At 40.7% G+C, this 18,326-nt stretch carries 21 protein-coding genes; all 21 read right to left on the reverse strand.

Annotation, left to right across the window (positions count from 1 at the left end):
- Positions 1–235: 235 nt before the first annotated feature.
- The 21 genes from dprA to smc all read right to left on the reverse strand — a co-directional run bounded on the left by dprA (position 236) and on the right by smc (position 18,139).
- Positions 236–1,066: a DNA-processing protein DprA gene (gene dprA / locus CEF16_RS05695; protein WP_091583040.1), complete on the reverse strand. Its 831-nt coding sequence runs from the start codon at positions 1,064–1,066 to the stop codon at positions 236–238.
- Positions 1,067–1,128: 62 nt separating this feature from the next.
- Entirely contained in the window at positions 1,129–2,040 is a 912-nt protein-coding gene (gene sucD, locus CEF16_RS05700; RefSeq protein WP_091583037.1) for a succinate--CoA ligase subunit alpha, read from the reverse strand.
- 19 nt (positions 2,041–2,059) lie between these two features.
- Positions 2,060–3,220: an ADP-forming succinate--CoA ligase subunit beta gene (sucC, locus tag CEF16_RS05705; RefSeq protein WP_091583035.1), complete on the reverse strand. Its 1,161-nt coding sequence runs from the start codon at positions 3,218–3,220 to the stop codon at positions 2,060–2,062.
- Positions 3,221–3,468: 248 nt separating this feature from the next.
- Positions 3,469–3,642, reverse strand: a complete 174-nt coding sequence (locus CEF16_RS23600) for a hypothetical protein (protein WP_170031626.1) — start codon at positions 3,640–3,642, stop codon at positions 3,469–3,471.
- Between the two features lie 208 nt (positions 3,643–3,850).
- Positions 3,851–4,135 carry an EscU/YscU/HrcU family type III secretion system export apparatus switch protein gene (locus tag CEF16_RS05710; RefSeq protein WP_091583032.1) on the reverse strand — a complete coding sequence of 95 codons (285 nt, stop codon included), beginning with the start codon at positions 4,133–4,135 and terminating at the stop codon, positions 3,851–3,853.
- Positions 4,132–5,019 carry a hypothetical protein gene (locus tag CEF16_RS05715; protein ID WP_091583029.1) on the reverse strand — a complete coding sequence of 296 codons (888 nt, stop codon included), beginning with the start codon at positions 5,017–5,019 and terminating at the stop codon, positions 4,132–4,134. The genes CEF16_RS05710 and CEF16_RS05715 overlap by 4 nt, the downstream gene beginning before the upstream one ends.
- 39 nt (positions 5,020–5,058) lie before the next feature.
- On the reverse strand, positions 5,059–5,949 hold the full coding sequence (locus CEF16_RS05720; RefSeq protein ID WP_091583027.1) for a hypothetical protein: 891 nt from the start codon (positions 5,947–5,949) through the stop codon (positions 5,059–5,061).
- A 110-nt stretch (positions 5,950–6,059) separates the two neighbouring features.
- Positions 6,060–6,833: a ribonuclease HII gene (locus tag CEF16_RS05725; protein ID WP_091583024.1), complete on the reverse strand. Its 774-nt coding sequence runs from the start codon at positions 6,831–6,833 to the stop codon at positions 6,060–6,062.
- Positions 6,834–6,890: 57 nt separating this feature from the next.
- Positions 6,891–7,763 (reverse strand): ribosome biogenesis GTPase YlqF, encoded by an 873-nt coding sequence (ylqF, locus tag CEF16_RS05730; protein ID WP_091583021.1) that lies wholly within the window; start codon positions 7,761–7,763, stop codon positions 6,891–6,893.
- A 15-nt stretch (positions 7,764–7,778) separates the two neighbouring features.
- Complete coding sequence (gene lepB / locus CEF16_RS05735; protein WP_091583018.1) at positions 7,779–8,333, reverse strand: signal peptidase I; 555 nt, start codon at positions 8,331–8,333, stop codon at positions 7,779–7,781.
- A 339-nt stretch (positions 8,334–8,672) separates the two neighbouring features.
- Positions 8,673–9,017, reverse strand: coding sequence for a 50S ribosomal protein L19 (rplS, locus tag CEF16_RS05740; RefSeq protein WP_091583015.1), 345 nt, complete (start codon positions 9,015–9,017; stop codon positions 8,673–8,675).
- A 119-nt stretch (positions 9,018–9,136) separates the two neighbouring features.
- Entirely contained in the window at positions 9,137–9,871 is a 735-nt protein-coding gene (gene trmD / locus CEF16_RS05745; RefSeq protein WP_091583227.1) for a tRNA (guanosine(37)-N1)-methyltransferase TrmD, read from the reverse strand.
- Positions 9,871–10,395 carry a ribosome maturation factor RimM gene (gene rimM / locus CEF16_RS05750; protein WP_091583224.1) on the reverse strand — a complete coding sequence of 175 codons (525 nt, stop codon included), beginning with the start codon at positions 10,393–10,395 and terminating at the stop codon, positions 9,871–9,873. The genes trmD and rimM overlap by 1 nt, the downstream gene beginning before the upstream one ends.
- Positions 10,376–10,795 (reverse strand): YlqD family protein, encoded by a 420-nt coding sequence (locus tag CEF16_RS05755; protein ID WP_170031628.1) that lies wholly within the window; start codon positions 10,793–10,795, stop codon positions 10,376–10,378. Before CEF16_RS05755 ends, rimM begins: the two co-directional genes overlap by 20 nt.
- Entirely contained in the window at positions 10,786–10,908 is a 123-nt protein-coding gene (locus CEF16_RS24765; RefSeq protein WP_281259149.1) for a hypothetical protein, read from the reverse strand. The genes CEF16_RS05755 and CEF16_RS24765 overlap by 10 nt, the downstream gene beginning before the upstream one ends.
- 155 nt (positions 10,909–11,063) lie before the next feature.
- Positions 11,064–11,294: a KH domain-containing protein gene (locus CEF16_RS05760; RefSeq protein ID WP_091583010.1), complete on the reverse strand. Its 231-nt coding sequence runs from the start codon at positions 11,292–11,294 to the stop codon at positions 11,064–11,066.
- 63 nt (positions 11,295–11,357) lie between these two features.
- Positions 11,358–11,630 (reverse strand): 30S ribosomal protein S16, encoded by a 273-nt coding sequence (gene rpsP, locus CEF16_RS05765; protein ID WP_091583008.1) that lies wholly within the window; start codon positions 11,628–11,630, stop codon positions 11,358–11,360.
- 95 nt (positions 11,631–11,725) lie between these two features.
- On the reverse strand, positions 11,726–13,072 hold the full coding sequence (gene ffh / locus CEF16_RS05770; protein WP_091583005.1) for a signal recognition particle protein: 1,347 nt from the start codon (positions 13,070–13,072) through the stop codon (positions 11,726–11,728).
- A complete protein-coding gene (locus tag CEF16_RS05775; protein WP_139185920.1) occupies positions 13,072–13,419 on the reverse strand; it encodes a putative DNA-binding protein in 348 nt (115 codons plus the stop codon). Before CEF16_RS05775 ends, ffh begins: the two co-directional genes overlap by 1 nt.
- 96 nt (positions 13,420–13,515) lie before the next feature.
- Positions 13,516–14,541, reverse strand: coding sequence for a signal recognition particle-docking protein FtsY (gene ftsY / locus CEF16_RS05780; protein ID WP_091582999.1), 1,026 nt, complete (start codon positions 14,539–14,541; stop codon positions 13,516–13,518).
- A gap of 25 nt (positions 14,542–14,566) precedes the next feature.
- Positions 14,567–18,139 (reverse strand): chromosome segregation protein SMC, encoded by a 3,573-nt coding sequence (gene smc, locus CEF16_RS05785; RefSeq protein WP_091582996.1) that lies wholly within the window; start codon positions 18,137–18,139, stop codon positions 14,567–14,569.
- Between the last annotated feature and the right edge of the window lie 187 nt (positions 18,140–18,326).

An 18,326-nucleotide genomic window follows, 5' to 3' on the forward strand; every position in this document is an offset into this window, starting at 1 on the left:
AATAACAAACCGCCTGATTTTTATACTTCATTTCTTTTTCTCCGCTAAAAGTCCAAATCGCATCGTTTTTGGGAAACAAATCACAATCATTTTTTCACAGTTTATGTGCCGTGTCTACCCAAAATGTCTATGTTTCTCTTTTATGCGCATATTTCAGGAAAAATGAAGCCTATTTTTCACACCCATCGCTCATACCATAAATCTTTGCTGCTCAAGACAGGAGCAGCTCCTTCTGCTAGTAATTGATTGGTACCTTTGGACTTGGAGAAAATATAGATCCAGGCAGCACTCTCACATCTTTTCCTTGTTCTAAGGCTTGATATGCAGTAATCAGAGAACCGCTTCTCTCCCCCGCTTCTGAAATAAATGTTATATCTGATAATGCGCTGATAAGACGGTTTCGCATGGGGAATTGCCATTTTCTTGGAGGGATTGATGGAGGATATTCACTAAGCAATAAATGCTTTTCTGCAATGACGGATGCAATACGGGAATGATGTCGGGGATAAATATGCTCAAATCCAGAACCGAGCACAGCAATGGTTTTTCCACCTTTATTTATTGCGATATTGTGAGAAAATGCATCTGTTCCTTTCGCAAGACCGCTGACAATTGTTACTCCGCTTTTTATCAGTTCTGGCAGAAGATGATGCAGAGCGTTTTTACCATATTCTGTAGGTGTTCTCGTTCCAACTACAGCTAAACTTAAAGGGGAATGGAGTAAACGAAGATCTCCTTTTGCATAAAGGATCCATGGGGGATCATACATATAATTCAATCTTTCCGGAAAGCATTTGTCAAAAGAAGTGAGAATATGAATGCCCTTATCTTGATACATTGTAAGTTTTTCATTTGGAGAGCAGGAGTGTAAGTAATGGTAAGTGAGAGATGCTTGAGCAGGAGAAATACGTAAAAAAGAGGAAAGATCGGAAGGATTCATTTGATAGGGAAGTTCAAAAGCAGGATCGGCTTGATAAAAAGCAAGTATTCTCTTCCAATGAATACAGGGGGCCTCGTGAAGATGCAGCAATTTTTCAGTGAAAGTAAACGTATACCATCCCTCCATTTTTTTAAGGAAGGACAGGCTTTTTTGAAGCCTGTCCTTCCTGCCTTATTCCTATGGATATGTTATTGCGGATCGTGGGTTTTGCATTTTTCATAGATGCCATTGTCTTTTAAAGAAGAAATAAGGGTTTCCCCAATTTCTGCAGGTGTGTCTGCTACACTTACTCCGCATTTTTCAAGCGTTGAGATTTTTTCGTCCGCTGTTCCTTTACCTCCGGAAATAATCGCACCAGCGTGGCCCATACGTTTTCCTGGAGGTGCAGTACGTCCGCCAATAAAGCCGACTACTGGCTTTTTCATGTTGGCTTTAATCCATTCAGCAGCTTCTTCTTCTGCTGTACCGCCGATTTCACCAATCATAATTACAGCTTCTGTATCATCATCATCATTAAATGCTTGCAGCACGTCAATGAAGTCTGTTCCATTCACCGGATCACCGCCAATACCTACAGCTGTAGACTGGCCAATCCCAGCTGTGGAAAGCTGATGTACTGCTTCATAGGTGAGTGTACCAGAACGTGAAACCACACCTACGTGGCCTTTTTTATGAATGTAACCAGGCATAATACCGATTTTGCATTCTTCTGGTGTTATAACGCCTGGGCAGTTTGGCCCAACAAGACGAGTTTTCTTGCCTTCCATAAAGCGTTTCACTTTTAACATATCAATAACAGGAATACCTTCTGTGATACAAATAGCAAGGTCCATTTCTGCGTCTACCGCTTCCATAATAGCATCAGCGGCAAATGCAGGCGGCACATAGATAACGGAGGCATTCGCACCTGTTTCTTTCACTGCGTCTGTTAATGTGTCAAATACAGGAATGCCTTCTACCTCTGTTCCGCCTTTACCAGGCGTTACACCGCCGACAATCTGCGTGCCGTACTCGACGGCCTGCTGGGTATGGAATAAACCAGTAGAACCGGTGATCCCCTGTACAATCACCTTTGTATCTTTATTAATAAAGATGCTCATTAGTCTTCGTCCCGCCTTTCTATTTCACTAGAGATACAATTTTTTGTGCCCCGTCTGCCATAGAATCAGCAGCTGTAATGTTAAGTCCGGACTGTTCCAAAATTTCTTTTCCTCGTCCTACGTTCGTACCTTCGAGGCGCACAACAAGCGGAATTTTAAGGCCGATTTGCTTTGTCGCTTCTACGACGCCTTCCGCGATGACATCACACTTCATAATTCCTCCGAAGATATTAACGTAAATGCCTTTTACGTGCTCATCGGAAAGAATAATTTTAAACGCTTCTGTTACTTTTTCTGCCGTAGCGCCGCCACCTACATCTAAGAAGTTGGCTGGGTCGCCCTTGTAGTGTTTAATAATATCCATCGTTGCCATCGCCAAACCGGCTCCATTAACCATACAGCCGATGTTGCCGTCAAGAGCGATATAGCTCAAATCAAACTTCGAAGCTTCAATTTCTTTTGGATCTTCTTCATCAAGATCTCTAAATTCTAAAACATCTTTTTGACGGTACAATGCGTTTGAATCAAAATTCAACTTGGCATCAAGCGCCATTACATTACCGTCCCCTGTCGTAACGAGCGGATTAATTTCTGCAATGGAGCAGTCTTTTTCTGTGAAAACTTTGTAAAGCCCAAGCATAAATTTAACTGCTTGTCCGACAAGCTCTTTTGGGATATTGATATTAAATGCAAGACGGCGTGCTTGATAGCCTTGCATGCCAACAGCCGGATCAATAAATTCCTTAAAGATCTTTTCCGGCGTTTTTTCAGCTACTTCTTCAATTTCAGTTCCGCCTTCTTCTGAAGCCATCATTACGACTCTAGAAGTAGCACGGTCAAGAACAAGGCCGACATAGTACTCTTTTTTAATATCGCAGCCTTCCTCAATAAGTAAACGCTTTACTTCTTTGCCTTCAGGTCCTGTTTGATGCGTGACAAGCGTTTTACCAAGAATCTCATCAGCATATGTACGTACTTCATCAAGGTTCTTGGCAACCTTTACACCGCCTGCTTTTCCGCGGCCTCCAGCGTGGATCTGAGCTTTTACGACATTAACGTCAGATCCTAGTTCTTTTGCAGCTTCGACAGCTTCCTCAACAGAAAAGGCTACTTTTCCATTTGGTACGGAGACACCGTACTTTCTGAGGAGCTCTTTTCCTTGATACTCATGAATATTCATGTTCTCTCCATCCTCCTAACGATTCGATACGAATACCATGCAGTAAACCTGCGTGCAAGGATCGGGTGGAATCATTGGCTTGTGTTGCGGCCATTGTTTCGCACACATCAATTATCGTATAAAAAAAATCCGATAAATTCAACAATTCGTCAAAAAATTTATGAAAATCTTTTTATTATTTACTCGTAAAAATGCAAAATCCCCCGGTAAATTAGTACCAGGGAAATTTGTCATTTTAAAATTGTTATTTAACAATTTTTTTCATTTTCATTATTGCCATTGTCTTTTTTCCACCATTTTCCTATAGATGCAAGGGCTTTTATTTCTGCCATATTTCGAAAAAATCCTAATTCGTGGCCTGCTTCTTCCATGTATTGACCGTTTCGAGCCCGCTTTACCACTGGTTTTCTTTGTTCTTTCATAGGATACTCCTTTTTTTATACTTTAGGAAAGTTTTACTTAGCTAAAGGATCAAAGTATATTGCCATAAGGACTTGGCGGTAAGCCAAGTTTTTCTAATACTTTAAGAAAGTTTAACTTTACTAAAGGATTAAAGTATAAGGTAAACTAAGGCTTCCGCCATAAGGACTTGGCGGTAAGCCAAGTTTTTCTAATGTTAGGTTATCCTGTTTACTCCTTTTCATGCGTATTTTGATCAATTCTATATAAAAACGCGAACACTTCTGCGGCCACTTCATAAAGGTCAGGCGGAATTGTTTTATTCATTTCTAGTTGAGACAAAAGTTCTACGAGCGATGGATCTTCTTGAACAGCTATATTATTTTCTTTTGCTTTTTTTATTATTTCACTGGCAATATATCCATTCCCTTTTGCTTTCACCATAGGTGCAGCATCAGATTGAGGTTGATACCCTAAAGCAACGGCCGATTTTTGTGCATCTTTTTTGTTTTTCATATCCGCACATCCACTCCTCTAGATTGTGTGTATGGCTGATAAGCGTTTCTTTGTTTATTAGAAGCGTTTTCTTGCAGCCTTTTCCAATTAACAGAGCTCAGCATATATTGGTGTTCGTTTAATCTTTCTTTTAAAAAAGGCTGCAGCAGTTCCATTAACAATATTGGTTTTTCGTTATCGTTAAAAATGTTGACCGTTACAAAACGATTCTGAATTTGGACATCAGCTATCGTTTCCCCAAGCCGTTCCATTTCTAAATAAAACAAAATTCGGCAGTGGTCGGGATGAAGCTGTCCGTCTTCTAGTTTTCTGCCTTCCCATTGTACTGTTAAATCAGTGTGATAGTCTCCTAGCACTAAAGGAAACTGTAATACAGCTTGTTGTATCGGCCCATGCTGGTCTTGTGCCAGAAGCTGTTGACCCGTTAGTCTGAACAGCAATGATTCAGCGCTTTCTCTCGCTGAAGCTGGAAGTTGAGGAATATGCTGCAGCAAAGATTGTTTTAATTGGTCTTTTGTTAACTCATTTTTTTCAGACTGTGCAGTAGTAAGACTAAGGTCTGATTCATGCTGGAAGCCAAGCTGTATCAGCAATTTTGACAGCTGTACTGCTACAGAAGACATCACTTGAGCACCGGCTGATTCGTTGGAAAATGAACCTTGTAATATGACCGTTAAAGCTTGTTTTTCTTGCGATGACAGAGGTATCTCCTGCATGCCTTGAATGGCTCTTGATAGCTGCCCTGACGTTAGTTCTACACGTCTTGATCGCCCTTCTGCCTGCTGAAACAATGACAGGAGCTGATTCATTTGCTGACGGCCGCTCTCTCCCTCTTGAAAGGACAGTCGATTCATTAATGCTTGAAAAAGCTCTTTAGGTTCCATGCTGCTTAGAGGGGTTCTCTCTCCTTTTGTTATACCCGGTCACAACTGTTGGATAACAGTACGGTTAGAGGAGTAAAGAATCGTATTTTTAAAAGATTCGAGCCAAGATATTGATCCAGTTGATTCGGGCACAAGGCCTATTTTTTGCAATAATGCAGCTGCTCCACCTTTTACTATAACAGGTGCTTGAGAAGTAGCAGATAACTGCAAAAGCTGCTGTACAAGTTTGTGTCCGCTTTCACCATTCATCGTACCTTTCATAGAGGCTATTTCCATTGTTCTAGTAAGTTGTTTTTGAAGTGTGGCTGCTGCTTGTATTGCTGAAGGATCAGCTGTTTTTTCACTCATCCCATCAAGCAGAGAAGAGAGTTCTTGCATTTGAGAAGAAATAGGGGCGCCGTTTTTTACTTGATAAAGAGCTTGAAACGTTTGCTGTGTCAACGGAAATTGCTTTTGACTCATCACAGCCAGTATTCGAATGCCTTCTTGGTTCAATGCGTTCGCATTCTTAAGGATTTTACCCCCTTCTTCAATCATTTCTTTGGAAAAAGAAATTTGTTCTGCAAGCAGCATACGAAGCATGGTTTGGCTTTGTTTATTATCTGAAAGACCTAACGCTTGCAGCACGTTTGCTGTTTCTATTGAACCAGACGAATTTCTAAAAGAGGAATATTTTGTATCCAGCACTTGCAAACGAGGGATCCCTTCGTTTTGTTTCACTTGAAATAAATAACGTTCTCCTGCGCTTAAAGCTGCTTCTAGACGAGCAGTAACATTCATGGATCCTAAGCGGAGAGCTGCTGTTTGGTTGGGAAACAACTTTAATACTTTCCCTTCAAACATTTGGCCTTTTTTTAATGGGAGCGTTTTTCCGCGAATATTTTGTGTGTGAGACATCGAAGCAGATGACAATATTTCTGGTCTTCTCATAAGGGAGCACACCTCCCGCTTTTTGTTGTATGTAGTATATCGTTTTGTGATGTAAAACGAATGAAGCTGAAAGAGACTGCTTTAAGCAGAGAAACGAATAAAAGCCTGTGTTAGGATAAACATGCTTTAACCGGCGAGAAACTTTTACGGTGTTCTGGAGTGGGTCCATAAGTTCGAAGGGCTTCAAGATGATGTTTTGTTCCGTAGCCCATATGTTTCTCAAATCCGTACTCTGGATAAGAGTTGGCCTTTTCTTTCATATAACGGTCTCTTTCGACTTTAGCAAGCACCGAGGCAGCTGCTATAGATGCACTTTTTGCGTCCCCTTTAGTCAATGATAATTGTTTCAAAGGAAGGGGCAGCGACATCGCATCAATAAACAATGCATCTGCTTTTATACTTAAGCCAGCAACGGCTTGTTTCATTGCTTCTTTAGAAGCCTGGTAAATATTGATGGAATCAATTTTTTCAGCAGGAATATGAACAACATGATAAGCAATTACCTGTTCTTTTAGAAGGTTATAATAGTATTCTCTTTTTTCTTCACTTAGTTTTTTGGAGTCGGTCAGACCTGGAAATAAAGCATTATCTGGTAAGATTGCAGCTCCTGCTGTGACCGGTCCGGCAAGCGGGCCTCTTCCTACTTCGTCTACTCCAGCAATATAACGATACCCCAACGCCTGCCATTCTTTTTCGTTACGAAGAAGGGTTGCATACTCTTCTTCTAATTTTTTATTATAAGCAAGCTTTTTTTCATACTGAGCTATCAGCTGCTGCACACCTTTTCTTTCGTCTTTGCGCAGCTTTTCCAGCCATTTGTCTTCTACATTGCTGCATGCTAATATTTGTTTTATCTCTGAAATAGTTTTCTTTTTTTGTTCCATGTGATCTTCCCCATTAATAAATATCGGTATGTTTTGCCTTTTTAACAGTATTATTATTTATTCGTCTTGTATTTGCTCTCTGTCTGCAGGAGTTTCAAGCGTAATTTTTCCGAGCTTTTCATTTCGCAGATCTCTTAAAATAATTTCTGCTGCTTTCTCATAGTCTACGTATCCGCCTGCTTGCAAGCAGCCCCTTTTCTTCCCTATGACATCAAACAACTCCACTCCGTCTTCTGGAAGAGGGTCCTCTAAGTTATATCTGTCTTTTAATGCGACAGGATACCTTTCTTTAAAAATGTTAAGCACAAACAATGCGATATCTTCAAAATCAAGAAGTTCATCTTTAATCGCTCCAGTAGCTGCGAGACGGTATCCAATCAGCTGATCTTCAAATTTAGGCCAAAGAATCCCAGGAGTATCCAACAGTTCCATGTCACGTCCGACTTTCAGCCATTGCTGTGCTTTTGTAACGCCTGGTTTATCTCCGGTTTTTGCGCTCTTTTTTCCTACAAGCCGGTTAATAACTGTTGATTTTCCTACATTAGGAATACCTACAATCATCGCTCGGATCGCGCGCGGCCGAATGCCTTTTCTCGCCATTTTTTCAAAGATAGGAGCGGTCAGCTTTTTTGATTTTTCAATAATCGGTTTTGCTCCTTGGTTTTTCAATGCATTGATAGAAAGGGCTTCCATCCCTTCTCGTTGAAATGTTTGAAGCCATTCGTTTGTCATAGCAGGATCAGCCATATCACTTTTTGTCAGAACTAATAGACGCGGTTTTCCCTGCAAAATAGAATCAAGCATAGGATTCCTAGAAGAATGGGGTATTCTTGCATCAGCCAGTTCTATTACCATATCTACTTTCTTTAATTGTTCGGTTACTTCTCGTTTAGCTTTTGCCATATGTCCGGGAAACCATTGTATACTCATCTGTTCACTTCCTTTCTAATTACGCAGCCAGTTAAGATGAGAGACGGGCCAAAAGGTTATCTCTGCTTCTCCCACGATATCTTCCGTTTCCACAAGCCCGATACTTCTTGAATCGAAGCTGTGCCTGCGGTTATCTCCAAGTACAAATACATGCCCTTCCGGAATAGTGCTCATACCTGTAGCATCTACTAAAGTGAAATCAAAAGTAACTGGTTTGTCATCGTTTGTTTCTTTTAATGATTGTAAATATGGTTCTGGTATTTTTTTATCGTTTATATATAACGAATCATTATCGTAATATAGAGTGTCTCCAGGCACACCGATCACTCGTTTAATATAGTCTTTCTCTTCTGAGGCGTGAAATACTATTACATCAAATCTTTCTGGGTCTGAAAACCAGTAGCTTGTTTTATTAATGATCATGCGGTCATCGTCAGCCAAAGTTGGAGCCATCGATTCTCCATCTACAATAATAGGGGCAATTAAAAAAGTACGTGCAACAATGGCTATTGTCACTGCAAAAAACAACAGTCTGATCCACTCTTTCCAGCTATCACTCATTTGGTACATATGTATCTCCTCTTAAGCTCGTTCATCGAATATCTATTATTATAGCACGATCCTGCAGGACATAAGAGTATTCTGAGTGTCTTCGAAAAATTGAATTTATCTCCAAGCTTTAATGACAGATGTCCTCGTTTTCTTAAATAGTTAACCAGCTGTACAATGTACTTATTTAGAAAAACTTGGCTTACCGCCAAGTCCAAATGGCGGAAGCCTTAGTTTTACTTATACTTTGATCCTTTAATAAAGTTAAACATTCTTAAAGTATAAAAATAAAAAGTATAAAAATAAAATGAAAAAAAGACTGTAACGGTTCGGGCCGCCACAGTCTTTTTATCTTTTCTTTTATCGAATTTCTTTGATGCGGGCTGCTTTTCCGCGCAGGTTGCGAAGATAGTAAAGCTTCGCTTGACGGACTTTTCCGCGACGCTTCAATTCGATCTTGTCAATACGCGGGGAATGTACAGGGAATGTACGCTCTACACCAATGCCGTAAGATACTTTACGAACAGTGAATGTTTCGCTGATTCCGCCTCCGCGACGCTTAATAACGACACCTTCGAACACCTGAATACGTTCACGGGAACCTTCTACAACTTTCACGTGAACACGTACAGTGTCTCCGGCACGGAATGCTGGAAGATCCGTTTTAAGCTGTTCTTTTGTAATTTCGCGAATAAGGTCTTGCATCGTATTCGCCTCCCTTTCTCCAAATGCTCATGCCTTGCATTAAACGGCAGCGGAACATCGTAGTAAACGGCTTTCGCCACAACGTAAATCATATCATAAGCAAACTTTGTAAGCAATGTTTAGTTATCATTTTTCAATGTTTCCAGCACCTTTTTTTCTTCTTCTGTCCATTGTCTGCCTTCTAGAAGATCGGGACGTCTTTCCATTGTACGTTTTAGAGATTGCTGTTTTCTCCATTTAGCAATATTTTCATGATGACCAGACAATAATACTTCAGGTACTTTCCAGCCTTTAAAATCAGCAGGTCGTGTATAATGCGGGTGTTCAAGCAGCCCATTGGAAAACGAGTCTTTTTTTGCAGACTCCGCGTTGCCTAAAACGTCTGGAAGCAATCTTGTGATGCTGTCTGCCATGACCATCGCTCCCAGCTCACCTCCGGTTAATACAAAATCTCCAATAGAATATTCATCTGTTACTAAATTTTCGCGTATTCGTTCATCATATCCTTCATAATGCCCGCAAATGAAAATTAAATGTTCTTCAGACGCCAGCCTTTCAGATTCAGCTTGACTAAAAGGTTTACCTTGCGGACAAAGCAAAATAACACGAGGTTTCCCGCGAGCTTCATTAGCTGCAAAAGCAGCAGCGTCAAAAACCGGCTGCGGGGTAAGTACCATTCCTGCTCCGCCTCCGTAAGGATAATCATCTACTTTACCGTGCTTATTTTCAGAGAAATCCCGAATGTTAAGCACATTAAAGGAAACTGCCTTTTTTTCAGCAGCTTGTTTTAATATCGACGATTCAAGTACTCCTGGAAACATTTCCGGAAACAGCGTTAAAAAATCCATTCTCATCATGGGAGCAGCCCCTCCATTAAATGCACGGTAATTTTTTTATGGACGGTGTCTACTTTTTTTACCACATCATCAATATACGGGATCATAATATCTTTTTTTCCTTCCAAAGGCTTTACGACCCAGACATCATTTGCCCCCGGAGATAAAATTTCAAAAACTTCACCGAGCAGTTCTTCTTCTTCCGAGTAGACCTGGCATCCGATGATTTCATGGTAATAATACTCTCCTTCATCAAGTTCTTGAAGATCAGCTTCAGGAACGTAAATCATCCCGCCTTTCCATTTTTCTGCTTCATTTAAAGAAGAAATTTCTTCAAGCATTAATAAAACAAATTGCTTATGAGAGCGGACATTTTTCACGGTTACTTTTTCTTTGTCATTGCTTGTTTCTTGACTAATGTACAACTCTTTTCCCTTTGCGAAGCGTTCTTGTTCAAAATCAGTTATCGGAAGGACTTTTATTTCTCCACGGACACCATGGGTATTAACGATTTTACCGACATTAAACCATTCCATTATTATCATCCGCCCTATTGTTACGAATAGAAATTATTTTTCCGTCTTCGACTATTATTTCTTGTTCGGCTAGAGGCCAGTCGTCTCCTGTCTCTATTTCTTCTATCGCATCGACTTGTCCAGCAGTAATCTCTGAAAAAAGCGGCAGCTGTTCGAGCTGAGAACGCTGAAACAATACTCTATTTATTTTTTCTTTTCGTTTTTCGACTTCCTTTTCAAACCGTTCTTTTATTTCTGTTTTGCGTCTCGACGTTTCCTCTGCTCTCCACTGTTTCTGCATTTGAAACCGGAGCTGTTCGATTTCTTTTTCCAGCCGGTGCTGTTCTTCATAGAAATCATCTGTCATTTTTTCTTTTAATGACTCCGTAAGTACATGCTTTACCGTTACTTTTTTAATTATTCGCATGATCCACTCCATCCAGATTCAATTTGAGAGGCTTTGAAGTTAGACATACTATTATCATATTTAGAAAAACTCGGTTTGCCGCCAAGTCCAAATGGCGGAAGTCTTAGTTTCACTTATACTTTTATCCTTTAGCAAAGTTAATCTTTCCCAAAGTATAACAAATGTGTCGTTCCATTATGTGTTCTTAGTTAAAAGCGATATGCTTATTTTTAATATTCTATCATCGCAAAAAAGGCAAGGACCGAATCCTCACCTTTTTTGTCTGCTATTATTCTACGATATCAAGGCGAACACGCTTTTTTTGATGAGAAGCGGATGCGTACAAAACAGAACGTATCGCATTAGCAATTCTGCCTTGTTTTCCAATCACTTTTCCCATATCACTCTCATGGACAGACAACGTTAAGACGAGGGTGTTGTCCTGCTGACGTTCTTCTACATCAACACTGTCTGGATAATCCACGAGGGCGCGGGCTATCGTTTCAACAAGCTCTTTCATTGCTCTCCCCCGCCTCCTTAAAGTAATGATCCTTCACGCACTTCTTTTAGAGTGCTGAGACAATTACTTTTCGTTTTTAGCGTTGTGAAGCTTTTCCATAAGACCTTCTCTAGAGAAGAGGTTACGAACGGTATCAGATGGTTTTGCACCGTCAAGCATCCACTTGAGTGCTTTATCATCATTGATGTTCACTTCTGCAGGTTCTCTCAATGGATTGTACGTCCCGATTTCTTCGATGAAACGTCCGTCACGCGGCGCGCGGGAATCTGCTACCACCACACGGTAAAAAGGCTTTTTCTTTGAACCCATACGTTTTAGTCTAATTTTTACTGCCATTTATGACACCTCCATAATTATTCACAAAAAATTATTTCACACAATAGCACATTATAATAGGAATTGGATTCCCTGTAAAGGTTTTTTCCTTTTCACTACATAAAAGGCAATTGGAAACCGCCTTTTCCTTTTTTCTTACCCTTTTGCATAGACGTCATCTGCTTCATCATTTTTTTCATATCTTCAAACTGTTTTAACAGACGATTGACATCTTGAATAGTTGTACCGCTCCCTTTAGCAATACGGCGTTTACGGCTGGCATTCATTACAGAAGGGTTTTGCTTTTCATGTGCTGTCATAGAGCGCACTATCGCTTCAACACGGCCAATTTGACTCTCATCAATCTGAATGTTCTTCATCGCCTTTTTGTTGGCGCCAGGCATCATCGCTAACAATTCATCGAGCGGTCCCATGCTGCGAACTTGTTCTAACTGTTCGAGAAAATCATCAAAGGTAAGATCCGCTGAACGTATTTTTTTCTCAAGTTCCTTAGCGCGCTCTTCATCTACGTTGGTTTGAGCCTTTTCGATGAGAGAAAGTACGTCTCCCATACCTAAAATACGGGAAGCCATCCGTTCAGGGTGGAAAGGTTCAAGCTGATCTACTTTCTCCCCCATCCCCGCAAACTTAATCGGAGTTTCCGTTACTGCTTTAACGGATAGAGCGGCGCCGCCTCTTGTGTCACCATCAAGTTTTGTCAGGACAACGCCAGTCAGGCCAAGCTGTTCATTAAAACTTTCAGCGACGTTTACAGCATCCTGCCCTGTCATTGCATCCACAACTAAAAGAATTTCATCAGGCTGAACTGTATCTTTTATCTCCTGAAGTTCTCCCATCAGCTGTTCATCTACATGCAAACGGCCGGCGGTATCGATGAGAACATAATCTTGATGTTCTTCTTTCGCCTGATTTACCGCACCGCTCGCTATATCAACAGGATTTACTTGATTACCTAGAGAAAATACAGGCATATCAAGCTGTTTCCCTAATGTATTCAGCTGATCAATAGCGGCCGGGCGATATATATCAGCAGCAGCCATCAGCGGTTTTCGATTATTATTTTTGCGGAGATAGTTGGCAATCTTCGCTGTCGTCGTTGTTTTCCCGGCACCTTGCAGACCAACCATCATTACAACGGTAGGCGGCTTTTGAGCGTGAGCGATTTTGCTTTGTTCACCGCCCATCAGCTTTGTGAGCTCTTCATTAACCACCTTAATAACTTGCTGGCCTGGGGTGAGGCTTTTCATCACTTCTTGGCCGACTGCACGGTCTTTCACGTCATTGACAAACTTTTTCACGACTTTAAAGTTAACGTCTGCTTCAAGAAGGGCAAGACGCACTTCACGCATCATTTCTTTAACGTCTGCCTCTGAAACTTTCCCTCTGCCCTTCATTTTGTCAAAGGTTGCCTGCAGTCGTTCCGCCAAACCTTCAAAAGCCATTATTTTGTCCCCTCCTCCTCTAATTTTTCGAGCGCATCAATGGTTTTCATCAGACCGGGGGAAGGAGAGCTTTCTTCAGCGTACTTTCTTAACTGACGGTATCGCTTTGTCCGCTCTTTATATTTTTGATAAAGACCGAGTTTTTCTTCATACTCTTCTAGCATCGCCTCAGTCCGTCTAATGTTATCATAAACGGCTTGACGGCTGACGTCGAATGTTTCGGAAATTTCTCCTAGCGAAAAATCGTCAAGAAAGTAAAGCTCCATATACTTCTGCTGTTTTAACGTTAACAAGGGCTGATAAAAATCAAATAAAGCGTTCATGCGTACAGTTTTTTCGAGCATGATCGTTCACCCTCTTAATGTTAAGTCAAATCCCTTTACAAACAAGGATGATACTAAAATTATCACTGTCTGTCAAGAAAATACCTTTACGTCCAATTATTATTCACGTGTATTTTCTATTTCTCCTTCTTCCATTTCTTCCCCTGTCTCTTCTTCGACTAGTTCTTTAAAAAGACCATATACAAACTGTTCTGCATCAAATGGCTGCAGATCATCCATGCCTTCCCCTAAGCCTATCAGCTTAACCGGTATATTTAATTCGTTTCTTATGGCTAGTACAATACCGCCTTTTGCAGTACCATCCAGCTTTGTCAACACAATCCCGGAGACTTCCGTTGCTTCACCAAATGTCTTGGCCTGGCTCATTGCATTCTGACCTGTGGTGGCGTCAAGTACCAAGAGGACTTCATGAGGGGCATCGGGTATTTCACGCGAAATCACCCGCTTAACTTTTTCAAGCTCTTTCATCAGATTTACTTTGTTTTGCAGTCTTCCTGCCGTATCACATAAGAGTACATCTGCCTTTTTAGCACGAGCCGATTGGATAGCATCATACATAACAGCAGCAGGGTCAGAACCAGCTTGCTGCTTTATGACATCAACTCCCACTCGATCCCCCCATACTTCTAGCTGCTCAATCGCGCCTGCCCGAAACGTATCTCCCGCAGCCATAACAACTGTTTTCCCTTTTTCTTTAAACGAATGAGCCATTTTTCCGATAGTTGTCGTTTTACCTACTCCGTTAACGCCGACAAAAAGAATGACAGTCATTTGATCGTCCTGCATGTTAAGGTCTGCATCTTCTCCACTTTTATCCAGTTTTTCAGCCAGTTTTTCACTAATGACTGGTGCAATCTCTCTTGATTCTTTAATGTTGCGAAGTTTTACTTCATCTTTTAATTCGTCAATAAGCTCCATGACGGTCGAAACACCGACATCTGCCCCAATTAAAATTTCTTCTAGTTCTTCAAAAAAGTCTTCATCCACCGTGCGGTACTGGGCAAATAACTCGTTCATCCGGCCGACAAAAGAGTCTCTTGTCTTCGTCAGTCCATCTTTAAACTTTTCTGTCACTGTTTCTGTCTGTTCAGTAAATTTATCTTTTAATTTTTTAAAAAAACCCATAATAAATATGTAAACTCCCTTCTGATTAAGTGGCGGATTCTATTAGTTCAGACGTTTCTTCAAGTCTGACAGAAACCATTTTAGAAACACCTGATTCTTCCATCGTAATCCCGTATAGCACATCGGCCTCTTCCATTGTGGCTTTTCGATGACTGATTACAATAAATTGAGTGGTCTGGCTGAATGTTCGCAAGTACTTGGCAAAGCGTGTGACATTTGCTTCATCAAGGGCTGCTTCCACTTCGTCAAGCACACAAAACGGTACAGGTTTTACTTTGACAATGGAAAACAATAACGCTATCGCTGTTAATGCTTTCTCTCCCCCTGATAACAAAGAGAGGTGCTGTCGTTTTTTCCCGGGAGGCCTTGCAATAATATCTACTCCCGTTTCAAGCAGCTGCTTCGGGGCTGTTAAGTGAAGATCTGCCTCTCCACCGCCAAACAGCTCTGTATAGGTTTCTTGAAAATGATGGCGTATCTCGGTAAAGGTCTCTGAAAAACGCCGCTTCATTTCTTCATCCATTTCATTAATCACATCACGCAGGGATTGCTGCGCTTGAAGCAAATCACTTCTTTGCACTGATAAAAACGACACCCGTTCATGTATTCTTTCATATTCTTCAATGGCACCGAGGTTCACCGTGCCTAATTCTTCTATTCCCAATTTAATTAATTTAATTTTCTTTCTAGCCTCTTGTGTCTCCATAGTGAGAGGATACATGTCTTTTGCTCGTTCGAACGTCAGCTCATAAGTGTCCTGGAGACTGTTCAGCCTTGTATCTAGTTCCACGTCAAGCCGGTTCAGCTCCACTTGTTTGTCGTGAAACGTCTTCTGATGTTCATTATAGTCATAGGAAAGCTGTTGAATACTAGCCTTCAAACGTTCCGCTTTTTCATAGCCTTCGACCCGGTCTCGGCGAAGGGCTGTCATTTCTTGGGTTAACTGTTCTTTCTTTTCTTTTATGGCTTCAATATCTACTTGCAGAGCATCGTCGCCCCCATCTAAGGAAGACAACTGTTCTTGTAAGATTTCAATGTCTTTTTGCAGCGTCTCAAGGTCTTTTTCTTCTTCTTTATGTTGAGACACTAAGCGTTTCATTTCAGACGAATCATGAGACATCGTTTCCTTTGCAGCTGCTAGTTCGACTTTCCAAGCCGTTTCTTCTTCCTTTAATTGCTCTAATTTTTGACCGCGTTCTTTTTCCATCGACTCAAGCTCAGTCATCTTTTCTTCAACTTGTTTCAGCTTAGCTTTAATCGATTCTTTATTTTCACTAAGTACCTTTTGACGGTGGTCAAGTTTTCTTTTTTCTTCTTCAAGAGAAGTTGATTCTTTATCAAACAGGGACAGACGAGAATTAGCGCGGGAAAGCTCTGCTTCTGCTTTTGCAAGTTTTTCTTTTGCAAGCTCGAGCTTGTCTCTGGCTTCCTCTCCTTCTTGACCGCGCGTTTCTAATTGTCTAGTAAGTTGTTCTCTCTTTTCTTTTAAGGTTTTAACGGTGAGCTCCAAGTTTTCTGTTTTTTCCTGCATGATTTTATACTTTTTCTTTAATTCTTCAAGCTCTTGCTGCCGTGCAAGCAGCTGCCCTTTTTTCTGATTAGCTGCTCCTCCGCTCATTGAACCGCCTGGATTAACGACATCGCCATCCAATGTTACAAAACGAACTTTATAGCCGGAAATTCTAGCCATGTTGTTCGCTGCCTCTAATGTCTTAGCAAACACAACCTGGCCGAGCAGGTTTTCGATAATATGCTTATAAGCGTCTTGTATTTTCACCGCTTCTGAGCCAACTGTAATAAACCCTTCCGCAGCCTCAAGTTTTTGTTTTATGGAAGCAGACAAGGGCCTTTTACGGATAACGTTTGACGGCAAAAAGGTTGCTCTTCCTTTTTGTCTGCTTTTTAAATATTGAATAGCTTGTCTAGCATCACTTTCTGTTTCGGTTACGACATGCTGTAAAGAACCGCCAAGCGCTGTTTCTACAGCAGTAACATACTTTTTTTCCACATCAATTAATTCTGCTACTGCTCCGACAATCCCTGTTAGATTTGATTCTTTAGCTTTTAATACTTCTTTTACGCCTTGAAAAAAACCAGAATAATCAGCTTCCATTTCTTCTAGTACATTCATTCGTGATTTCGTCTGATCTAAATAACGATAGGCTTCATACAACTTTTTCTCTTGCTTGTCTGTTTCTTCTGTATGTTCACTCCATTGTTTGTGAAGTTGTTTGTATGCTGTTTTCATTTTTTCATAATGCGCTTGCAGGTTTTCGGTTTCTTCCCGTCGTTCTGCTGCTGTTTTTTCCGATTGTTGTCTTTCCCTTACATACATCTCATTTTCTTTTTGCAGGGAACCGGATTTTTTATTTAATTGCGCTTTTTGATCTGATACATGTCTTTCTTCATTTCGAATCGCAGCTTGTTCATTTAACCGCTCAATATATTCGCTTTTTAACGATTCAATTTCCGATTCTTTGCTATGTGCATAACGTTTCCACTTTTTTTGATTTTCTTTAAGTTTTTCTTCGAGTTCTTTTACTTGTGATGTACTTTTCTGCAATTTTTTCTGCTGGGTTTCAAGGTCAGTTTTGGTTTGCTCATTTTTTCGTGTTATTTCTTGTAAACGCTTCTCCCATTCTTCTTTTTTCTCTCCAGCGTTTTTTCCTCGTTCTTCTAAAAGACGGCGCTGACCTTCTTCTTTTTCCAAACGTTCGCTGGTGGCTACAAGCTTATCTTGCAGTGTGTTGATGGACTCATCAAGTAATTCGGCCTCTTTTTGGACTTTTGATAACTGAACTTCATCTTGCTGCAGTTTGTTGTTTACTTTCTGTTTTTTTTCTTCCACATGATCTAATTCATTTTGAAGCGCTGTCCATTTTTCATGCTTTTCTTCTATTTCCCTTACCGTCAGTGCAATTTCATGTTCTTCTAATTCTTCTTTTTTAGCAAGGTAATCTTTAGCCGCTGATGCTTGCATTTTCAAAGGTTCCACTTGGCCCTCGAGTTCATGTAAAATGTCTTCGATCCGATTCAGATTATCCTGCGTTTCAGTTAATTTTTTCTCAGCCTGATGTTTGCGCTGTTTATACTTCACAACCCCGGCAGCTTCTTCAAAAATAGCCCGGCGTTCTTCCGGCTTGCTTGAAAGTACTTCTTCAACTCGACCTTGGCCGATAATCGAAAATGCTTCTTTTCCCATTCCCGAATCCATAAACAATTCAACAATGTCTTTTCGTCTGCATGGCTGTTGATTGATTAAGTATTCACTTTCCCCAGAGCGGTATAATTTGCGTGTTACGCTAACTTCACTATAACCAAGCTCCATCTCGCCATCTTCATTATCTAAAACAAGTGTAACTTCTGCTAGGTTTAATGCCCGGCGTGTATCACTGCCAGCAAAAATAACATCTTCCATCTTAGATCCTCTCAAGGACCTTGCCGACTGTTCTCCTAGAACCCAGCGTATACCATCTGAAATATTACTTTTTCCGCTTCCATTCGGGCCAACCACGGCATTTACACCAGACAAAAATTCTATGTTCATCTCTTCTGCAAATGATTTAAATCCTTTAATTTCAAGTCGTTTGAGGAACAAATCTGTATCCTCCTCTGTTTTCTTTCTATGTTGAAATCTGCATGCTGCAATCCTTATGTTAATGTGGCTACACTATTTTACCATACCTGCAATTTTCGAAGAAGGTCGTATTGCCAGGACTTAATGCCTGTTTGCGCTTTTAGCGTAAAACCCCTAAAATGAATACATGGAAAAGCAGTGAAAAAAG

The sequence above is a fragment of the Alteribacillus bidgolensis genome, from assembly GCF_002886255.1.
In the GTDB taxonomy this organism is placed as follows: domain Bacteria; phylum Bacillota; class Bacilli; order Bacillales; family Marinococcaceae; genus Alteribacillus; species Alteribacillus bidgolensis.

Bases quoted from the DNA above. Each gene is read 5' to 3' on its own strand.
- CEF16_RS05725 (WP_091583024.1), bottom strand. From the start codon at position 6,833: ATGGAACAAAAAAAGAAAACTATTTCAGAGATAAAACAAATATTAGCA.
- lepB (WP_091583018.1), bottom strand. From the start codon at position 8,333: ATGTACCAAATGAGTGATAGCTGGAAAGAGTGGATCAGACTGTTGTTT.
- ylqF (WP_091583021.1), bottom strand. From the start codon at position 7,763: ATGAGTATACAATGGTTTCCCGGACATATGGCAAAAGCTAAACGAGAA.
- CEF16_RS05710 (WP_091583032.1), bottom strand. From the start codon at position 4,135: ATGAAAAACAAAAAAGATGCACAAAAATCGGCCGTTGCTTTAGGGTAT.
- CEF16_RS05715 (WP_091583029.1), bottom strand. From the start codon at position 5,019: ATGGAACCTAAAGAGCTTTTTCAAGCATTAATGAATCGACTGTCCTTT.
- rpsP (WP_091583008.1), bottom strand. From the start codon at position 11,630: ATGGCAGTAAAAATTAGACTAAAACGTATGGGTTCAAAGAAAAAGCCT.
- CEF16_RS05720 (WP_091583027.1), bottom strand. From the start codon at position 5,949: ATGAGAAGACCAGAAATATTGTCATCTGCTTCGATGTCTCACACACAA.
- CEF16_RS05755 (WP_170031628.1), bottom strand. From the start codon at position 10,795: ATGCGAATAATTAAAAAAGTAACGGTAAAGCATGTACTTACGGAGTCA.
- rplS (WP_091583015.1), bottom strand. From the start codon at position 9,017: ATGCAAGACCTTATTCGCGAAATTACAAAAGAACAGCTTAAAACGGAT.
- CEF16_RS05760 (WP_091583010.1), bottom strand. From the start codon at position 11,294: ATGAAAGAGCTTGTTGAAACGATAGCCCGCGCCCTCGTGGATTATCCA.
- ffh (WP_091583005.1), bottom strand. From the start codon at position 13,072: ATGGCTTTTGAAGGTTTGGCGGAACGACTGCAGGCAACCTTTGACAAA.
- ftsY (WP_091582999.1), bottom strand. From the start codon at position 14,541: ATGGGTTTTTTTAAAAAATTAAAAGATAAATTTACTGAACAGACAGAA.
- CEF16_RS23600 (WP_170031626.1), bottom strand. From the start codon at position 3,642: ATGAAAGAACAAAGAAAACCAGTGGTAAAGCGGGCTCGAAACGGTCAA.
- sucD (WP_091583037.1), bottom strand. From the start codon at position 2,040: ATGAGCATCTTTATTAATAAAGATACAAAGGTGATTGTACAGGGGATC.
- sucC (WP_091583035.1), bottom strand. From the start codon at position 3,220: ATGAATATTCATGAGTATCAAGGAAAAGAGCTCCTCAGAAAGTACGGT.
- trmD (WP_091583227.1), bottom strand. From the start codon at position 9,871: ATGAGAATGGATTTTTTAACGCTGTTTCCGGAAATGTTTCCAGGAGTA.
- dprA (WP_091583040.1), bottom strand. From the start codon at position 1,066: ATGGAGGGATGGTATACGTTTACTTTCACTGAAAAATTGCTGCATCTT.